The 7,184-nt window shown below is 65.8% G+C and carries 7 protein-coding genes and 1 tRNA gene; 3 read left to right on the top strand and 5 right to left on the bottom strand.

The features are described 5' to 3' along the window. Positions 1-360: 360 nt before the first annotated feature. Positions 361-618: a hypothetical protein gene (locus EJK91_RS21105; protein ID WP_125079877.1), complete on the bottom strand. Its 258-nt coding sequence runs from the start codon at positions 616-618 to the stop codon at positions 361-363. A gap of 91 nt (positions 619-709) precedes the next feature. Between EJK91_RS21105 and EJK91_RS21100 the strand changes: the two genes are divergently transcribed. After that, entirely contained in the window at positions 710-2,149 is a 1,440-nt protein-coding gene (locus EJK91_RS21100; protein WP_125079876.1) for an alkaline phosphatase family protein, read from the top strand. Between the two features lie 51 nt (positions 2,150-2,200). Here EJK91_RS21100 and EJK91_RS21095 read toward each other — a convergent pair whose 3' ends face one another. The 3 genes from EJK91_RS21095 to orn form a co-directional block, all read right to left on the bottom strand. After that, entirely contained in the window at positions 2,201-2,494 is a 294-nt protein-coding gene (locus EJK91_RS21095; protein ID WP_164518063.1) for a DUF732 domain-containing protein, read from the bottom strand. Between the two features lie 190 nt (positions 2,495-2,684). Next, a tRNA-His gene (locus tag EJK91_RS21090) sits at positions 2,685-2,760 on the bottom strand. A gap of 35 nt (positions 2,761-2,795) precedes the next feature. Beyond that, positions 2,796-3,452, bottom strand: a complete 657-nt coding sequence (gene orn, locus EJK91_RS21085; RefSeq protein WP_125079875.1) for an oligoribonuclease — start codon at positions 3,450-3,452, stop codon at positions 2,796-2,798. Between the two features lie 75 nt (positions 3,453-3,527). Here orn and EJK91_RS21080 point away from each other — a divergent pair, with 75 nt between their 5' ends. Further along, the gene (locus EJK91_RS21080; protein WP_125079874.1) at positions 3,528-5,096 is read left to right on the top strand and encodes a helicase HerA-like domain-containing protein; all 1,569 of its coding nucleotides are present in this window, start codon (positions 3,528-3,530) and stop codon (positions 5,094-5,096) included. Here EJK91_RS21080 and cmrA read toward each other — a convergent pair. Further along, the gene (gene cmrA, locus EJK91_RS21075; RefSeq protein WP_046302092.1) at positions 5,093-5,899 is read right to left on the bottom strand and encodes a mycolate reductase; all 807 of its coding nucleotides are present in this window, start codon (positions 5,897-5,899) and stop codon (positions 5,093-5,095) included. The genes EJK91_RS21080 and cmrA overlap by 4 nt on opposite strands. 23 nt (positions 5,900-5,922) lie before the next feature. Here cmrA and EJK91_RS21070 point away from each other — a divergent pair. Continuing rightward, on the top strand, positions 5,923-7,184 hold a 1,262-nt coding region (locus tag EJK91_RS21070; protein ID WP_164518062.1), incomplete at its 3' end, for an MFS transporter.

Here is a 7,184-nt window from a genome sequence, read left to right as displayed (position 1 = left end):
GTCTTCCGGTGGTGGCGGGGGAGCGTCCTCGGGCGGCGGCGCATCGACTGCGGCCGGAGGGGGTGGTTCGTCGCTGTCTCCAGGCTCGGCGCCGACGCCGCCAGCCAAGAACACGGCGGCCGGCAACACTGTTGTCGCGGCCAGAACCGAGGATTTCATGCGCAGATCTACTAGTCCTTGCGTGAGCACGCAGGGAACCGTAACCAAAACGTTATCTCGACATCAACCCGGCGCGCGCAATGGCGCGCCCCAAGCCGATGCCTAGCGGTTGGGCCGTCGCGGGTCGCGCGGCCGTCGGGCGAGGTGAGCTCGCTAGTTGACACCGGTCGCCGCAAACGTAATGTGCGAGTGTTCGCTAGGTCACAAAATCCCGAACACGGCAACGATTGCCGACACCGCATCGATGAAATCAGCCTGGGCGGCCTCGGCCAGCGGTGTGAGGGCCGACCAGGGCTGGAATGGGCCGCTGATCGCGTTCTGGAAACCTTGCTGGGCGCCATCGACTAGTGCTTGCTGGACGGCGGACCAGTCCAGGTCGGCCAAATCGGGTTCCAACAGGTCACAGAGCGGCTGTCCGATCACCGGCAAGAGCAGTAGCGGCGACAGCACGGGGCGCATGGGTGAATTCCTCTAAAACCCTGAGCATTGTCTGTGCGATTGCTAGGGTCGCCGGGCAGTCTCGCGCAAACTTCGACGAGGGAATCCGATCGTGACAAAGGTGAAGCGGTTTCTGTGCGGTGCGACCGTCGCCGGCCTGGTTGCCGGAACGGGGGCGGTGGTCGCGGCGCAGACGGGGCTGTCGGCGGTGACTGCCGACTGGATGTTGGCCGCCGAGCACGTGCTGCTGATCGGTACCGACGGCACCAACCTGGACAAGATCCTGGAGTACGCCTACAACGACGGCAGCGGCTTCAAAACCGCGATGGACCAAGGCATTACCGGAACTGCGAGCCTGGTTAACCACACCACCTTCTCCGGCCCATCATGGTCGACGATTTTGACCGGGGTGTGGGACGACAAGCACGGTGTGACCAACAACCTGTTCAGCCCCGAGCCGTATAACCAGTGGCCGACGGTGTTCAACCTTCTCGAGTACTACAAGCCCGAGATCAACACCACGGTGATCGCCGACTGGGACTACATCAACGACATTGCTGCCGCCGGCGGCTACCCGGTCGACAACAACGTCTTCGTGCCCTTCGAGACCAACTGGGCCGATGCCGACGCGCTGGTCACCTCGCAGACCATCGCCCAGATCCTGGCGACCGCGGACAACCCCGACGACATCTCCAACTTCCTGTTCTCCTACCAAGTGCAGGTCGACGAGGCCGGGCATGCATTCGGCGGCGGGTCGGCCGAATACGCCCAAGCGGTGGTGAACGTGGGCGCCAACATCCAGCAGATCCTGGCCGCGGTCGCGCAGGTCAAGGCGATCACCGGTGACGACTGGTCGATCATCATCACCACCGACCACGGCCACCAGCAGTCGCACGACATCTTGGGTCACGGCTTCCAATCACCCAACGAGACATCATCTTTCGTCATCTTCGACCAGGCTGGTGATCACGCCACCGACGGCAGCCAGAACCTGAACTACTCCACCGTCGACATCACGCCCACGATCCTGTCGCTGTTCGGAGTCCCGATGCGGTCGGACTTCGACGGCGTCTCGATGGCGAACGACCCCTCCATCCTGAACAGCATCGTCACGCCCGCGGACCTCAAGCAGGCGCTCCTCGCCGCGCTCGCGAACTACGGCTACCCCAATATCGGTAACGACATCGAACTGGCCATCCGCACGGTTGTCACCTCCATCCCGTACGGGCTCAATCTGGTCGTCACCGAGATCGACAAGCTCTTGCAATCGATCGTCGATCAGGACATCTTCCTGATCAGCGGACTGGCCCAATTCGCCCAGCAGATCAACGATTTCGTGGGCGGTCTAGTGGTCGACACCAGCGTTGCACTGGCTCGGGGCGTTGCGTTCCTGACCGGATCGGGCGTGATCGAGCCGACCGACCCGCCGCTGCCGCTGCCTGGTGCCTCGGAGTTCTCTGACCCGTGGGGGCTGCTCGCAGCGGGCGACAACCTGTTCGCGCCTGACCATTCGCTAGGTGAGCTCGAACTGCCCTGGCTGCTCGACGCCTGATAGATCCAGGGGACTGGCAGCGAATTGCCGTCTGTGCGGACGGAGAATCCCCTATCGAAGCGTGTCGGGGCAGATCTCATGCTGGGCGGCATCCAGCACGCCCGCAACATCCATGGCGCCGAACGGCATACGTCGAACATCATCCGGCGAAGCCCCGCCGCGAAGCATCTGACACATCTGCGTGGCGTTCGCGAACAGTCCACCGGGGAACTCGAACCGCATCGTGCCGTGGTCCTCGAGGTACTTGTAGAAGCTGTCGTAGTCCGCATGGACTGGGGGCGCCACGGCCATCAAGGTGGCGACAAACGCTGTACCCACTCCGGTCAACATCCGCACAGCAAACACTCTGACATCCTCCAGGGTTCGTAGTTGGGACATACGGTGGCACATCACGAACGACACCGCTCGGCATGCGATCTGTGCACAAGGCTCGATGAGATCTGGCCCGGCGGCCGAGGAGGGTGGGAACTCACGCGGGATTCTGCGGCATCCTGCAGAAACGAGTCAGGCCCCCTCGAAAGGGGGCCCGACCTGTTGGGGTGGCTGACGGGACTCGAACCCGCGACACCCAGGATCACAACCTGGTGCTCTACCAACTGAACTACAGCCACCATTGCTGCCCGACTAGCAAGCAGCGTCGTCGATACTAACCGCTAGGGCGCTCAGCCACCGAATCGATATCGTCGGGCGCGTCCACCGGCGGACCCAGCTCCCCGGCCACCGCGGCAATGTCGCTGGTAGAAGGCCCGGGCGGGGCGACGAACGCGGTGCGGCGGTAGTACTTCAATTCCCGGATGGACTCGTGGATATCGGCCAGTGCGCGGTGCGCCAGGCCCTTCTCCGGCTGGCCGAAGTAGATCCGGGGGTACCACCGACGGCACAACTCCTTGATCGAGCTGACGTCGATCATCCGATAGTGCAAGTAGTCGTTGAGGGCGACCATGTCGCGGGCCAGGAAACCCCGGTCGGTGCCGATCGAGTTGCCCGCCAGCGGCGCCGTCTTGGCCTGCTTGACGTGGCTGCGGATGTAGTCCAGCACCATCGCCTCGGCGGTAGCCAGATCGACCGTCGACGCTCTGACCTCGTCAATCAGGCCCGACCGGGTGTGCATGTCGGCCACCACAGGGCTCATCGCGTCCAGGTCCGCGTCGTTGGCGTGGATCACCACGTCAATACCGTCGCCCAGGATGTTCAGCTCGCCGTCGGTGACCAGGGCAGCGATCTCGATGAGCTTGTCCGAGCCCAGATCCAGGCCGGTCATCTCACAGTCGATCCAGACGAGTTCGTCTCGTGCAGCACTCACAGTGAGCCAACGTTAGCCGTTCGCCGCAGCCATAGGCGCACAGCGGTACAGACCGGCCAAGTAATGTCGTGACCTGTGAGTCCCGAGTCGGCGGCGAACGCCGCGCAGCAGATCGCGGCGGGCTATGTCGCAGACGGCCAGGCCCTGGAGCTGGGCACGGTCGTCATCGACGACACCGCAGACGCCTCCGCCCAGGTCCGCATCCCGCTGGCCACGATCAACCGCCACGGATTGGTGGCCGGCGCCACCGGCACCGGCAAGACCAAGACCTTGCAGGTGATCGCCGAGCAGCTGTCCGCCGCCGGTGTCCCGGTGCTGATGGCCGACGTCAAGGGCGACCTGTCCGGGCTGTCGCGGGCAGGGGAGGCCGGGGACAAGATCACGCAGCGCGCCACCGAGACCGGCGACGACCGGACGCCGACGGCGTTCCCGGTGGAGTTTCTGTCGCTGGGCACCGGCGGTCTCGGAATCCCGGTGCGCGCCACCATTTCCAGCTTCGGACCCATCCTGTTGTCGAAGGTCTTGGGGCTCAACAGCACCCAGGAGTCGACGCTGGGGCTGATCTTCCATTGGGCAGACCAGAACGGTTATCTGCTGCTGGACCTGAAGGATTTGCGTTCGGTCATCACGTTTTTGACCAGCGACGCCGGAAAACCCCAGCTCAAGAACATCGGCGGAGTATCGGCTCAGACCGCGGGGGTGATCCTGCGTGCCCTGGTCAATCTGGAGGCCGAAGGCGGCGACACCTTCTTCGGTGAGCCGGAGCTCAAACCGGAGGACTTGCTGCGCACCGACAGCCAGGGCCGCGGCATCATCTCGCTGCTGGAACTGGGTGATCAAGCCGCCCGCCCGGTGTTGTTCTCCACCTTCTTGATGTGGGTGCTCGCCGACCTGTTCACGCTGCTTCCTGAGGTCGGCGACGTCGACAAGCCCAAGCTGGTGTTCTTCTTCGACGAGGCGCACCTGCTGTTCACCGACGCCTCGAAGGCGTTCTTGCAGCAGGTCGAACAGACCGTGAAGCTGATCCGCTCCAAGGGCGTTGGGGTGTTCTTCTGCACTCAGTTGCCCACCGATGTGCCCAACAGCGTGCTGTCGCAGCTGGGCGCCCGGATCCAGCACGCGTTGCGGGCATTCACCCCCGATGATCAGGCGGCGCTGAGCAAAACGGTGCGCACCTACCCGAAAACGAAGGTGTATGACCTGGAGTCGGCGCTGACGTCGCTGGGGATCGGCGAGGCGATCGTCACCGTCCTGTCGGAGAAGGGTGCCCCAACCCCGGTCGCCTGGACGCGACTGCGGGCGCCGCGATCGCTGATGGCCTCCGTCGGCGATGCGGCGATCACCGCCGCGGCCACCGCGAGCCCGCTGCACGCCGTCTACAGCGAGACAGTGGATCGTGAGTCGGCCTATGAGATCTTGTCCGGCAAGCTCGCGGCGGGGGAGGGCAGTGCGCCGCCCTCCGACGCCCAGGGGTACGACGGTGTGCCGCCGCCACCAAAAGTGCACTGGTGGACGCGGTTCGGTCGCTGGCTCAAGGGTATCTTCGCCAGCCCGGCGGCAAAGAGCTTCGCCCGCTCGGCGGGCACCGCGATGGGTCGCGAGATCACCCGCGGCATGATGGGCACCGGCCGGCGTCGCCGCTAGCCCCCGCCGAGTTTCTTGTAGACCGCCCCCACGATCGGCGTGACGATAGCGCGCGGCGCGTAGCCGCTGGCCATCGACATGGCCTTGGAGGTGACGCCTGGCACCACGCGCATCTTGTTGCGCGCCAACGCATCCAATGACAACTTCGCGGTGTGTTGGGTGGAGATCCACAAAAAGTCCGGGATCAGCCGGTCGACCAACGAGGCCTCGGTGGCATCAGGCATCTCGGCGCGCACCGGCCCGGGCGCCAACAGTGTCACGTGCACCCCGGACTTGAGCAGCTCGCCGCGCAGCGACTCGCTGAACGTGTTGGCGAAGGCCTTGGTGGCGGCGTAGGTGGCGTTGTTGGGGATCGGCGAGTTTCCGGCCGCCGAGCCGGAGATCAAGATGCCGCCGGCGTGCCGTTCGAGCATGCCCGGCAGCACCGCCAACACCAGGTCGTGCACCGCCACCGCGTTCAGCTGCACCTGGGCCTTCTCCGCCGCCGGGTCCAGGCCGGAGATCGGTCCGAACGTCGCGGTTCCGGCGTTGGCGCACAGCACCGAGATCTCCCGCTCGGCCAGTTCAGCGCAGAACGCGTCACGTGCGGGCGGGTCGGCCAGGTCGACGGCGCGTACCTCTACCGCGACCCGGTACGTGTCACGCAGCCGCGCCGCCACGTCGTTGAGCACGTCTTCGCGGCGCGCGGTGATGATCAGGGCGTGGCCGCGGGCGGCCAGCTCGGTGGCCAGCGCCTCACCGATTCCCTGGGACGCTCCGGTGACGACGGCGCGGGCATCTGGGCTGGGAGCAGGAATTGGCATGGGGCAATCGTAGAGTGCCAGTCATGGGAGAGCCGGGGGCGGACAAGCCGGGGCGTTCCCGGATCGTGGCCTGGGCGCTGTGGGACACCGGTGCAGCCGGAGTTTCCGCCATCGTTGTGACGTTCGTCTACTCGGTGTATCTGACCAGCAGTGTGGGTCGAGAGCTGCCCGGAGAGGTGTCCCCGGCCAGCTGGCTGGGCCGCACCCTGGCCATCTCCGGGCTGACCGTGGCCGCAGTCGCGCCGGTGATCGGAGTCTGGGTGGCTGCCCCGCACCGCCGTCGCCTGACGCTGGCGGTGCTGACCGGTACCGCAGCGGTCTTGACAGCCTCGATGAGCCTGATCCGTGATGAGCCCGCCTACCTGGCTCCGGGACTGTTGCTGTTGGCGTTGACCGCCGCATGTGGCGACCTGGCCGGCGTGCCCTACAACGCCATGCTGCGGCAGCTGTCGACGCCGCAGAACTCCGGCCGGATCTCCGGGTTCGGCTGGGCGGCCGGCTATGCCGGCAGCGTGGTGTTGCTGCTGCTGGTCTACGTGGGCTGCATCGCCGGCAGCGGTCCCACCCGCGGCCTGCTGCACTTGTCCACTGAAGGCGGACACAACGTTCGAGTGGCGATGCTGCTGGCCGCGGCCTGGCTGACGGTGTTCGCGTTGCCGTTGTTGGTCACCGCGCAGCGCTTGGCCGGCGAGACCGAGGCGCCTGCCGTGCGGGTGGGCTTCCTCGGTGGCTACCGCCAGCTGTGGCGCGACATCACCGGGGAATGGCGCCGCGACCGCAACTTGGTCTTCTACCTGGTGGCCAGCGCGATCTTCCGGGATGGGCTGGCCGGGGTGTTCGCGTTCGGCGCGGTGCTCGGCGTCAACGTCTACGGCATCTCAGCCGGCGACGTGCTGATCTTCGGGGTGGCGGCCAGTGTGGTGGCCGCAGTCGGGGCCATCGCCGGTGGCCTGCTCGACGACCGGATCGGATCCAAAACCGTCATCGTGGGCTCACTGGTCGTGATGATCGCTGCCGGCACCACGTTGATTACACTGTCGGGCCCGGGCGCGTTCTGGGCCTGCGGGCTGGTGCTGTGTCTGTTCATCGGGCCGACTCAGTCCTCGGCACGCACCCTGCTGCTGCGGATGGCCCAAGAAGGCCGGGATGGGTTCGAAGGGGTGGCGTTCGGCCTCTACACGATGACCGGTCGGGCGGTCTCGTTCCTGGCGCCKTGGCTGTTCTCGGTCTTCGTCGACGTCTTCGGCACCCGCACCGGCAGCAGCGCCAGCAGGCCCAGCAGCAG

Source organism: Mycobacterium sp. P7213 (assembly GCF_900604305.1).
GTDB lineage: Bacteria > Actinomycetota > Actinomycetes > Mycobacteriales > Mycobacteriaceae > Mycobacterium.
The sequence above is the reverse complement of the archived record's forward strand: the minus strand, read 5'-3'. Positions and strand labels throughout refer to the sequence as shown.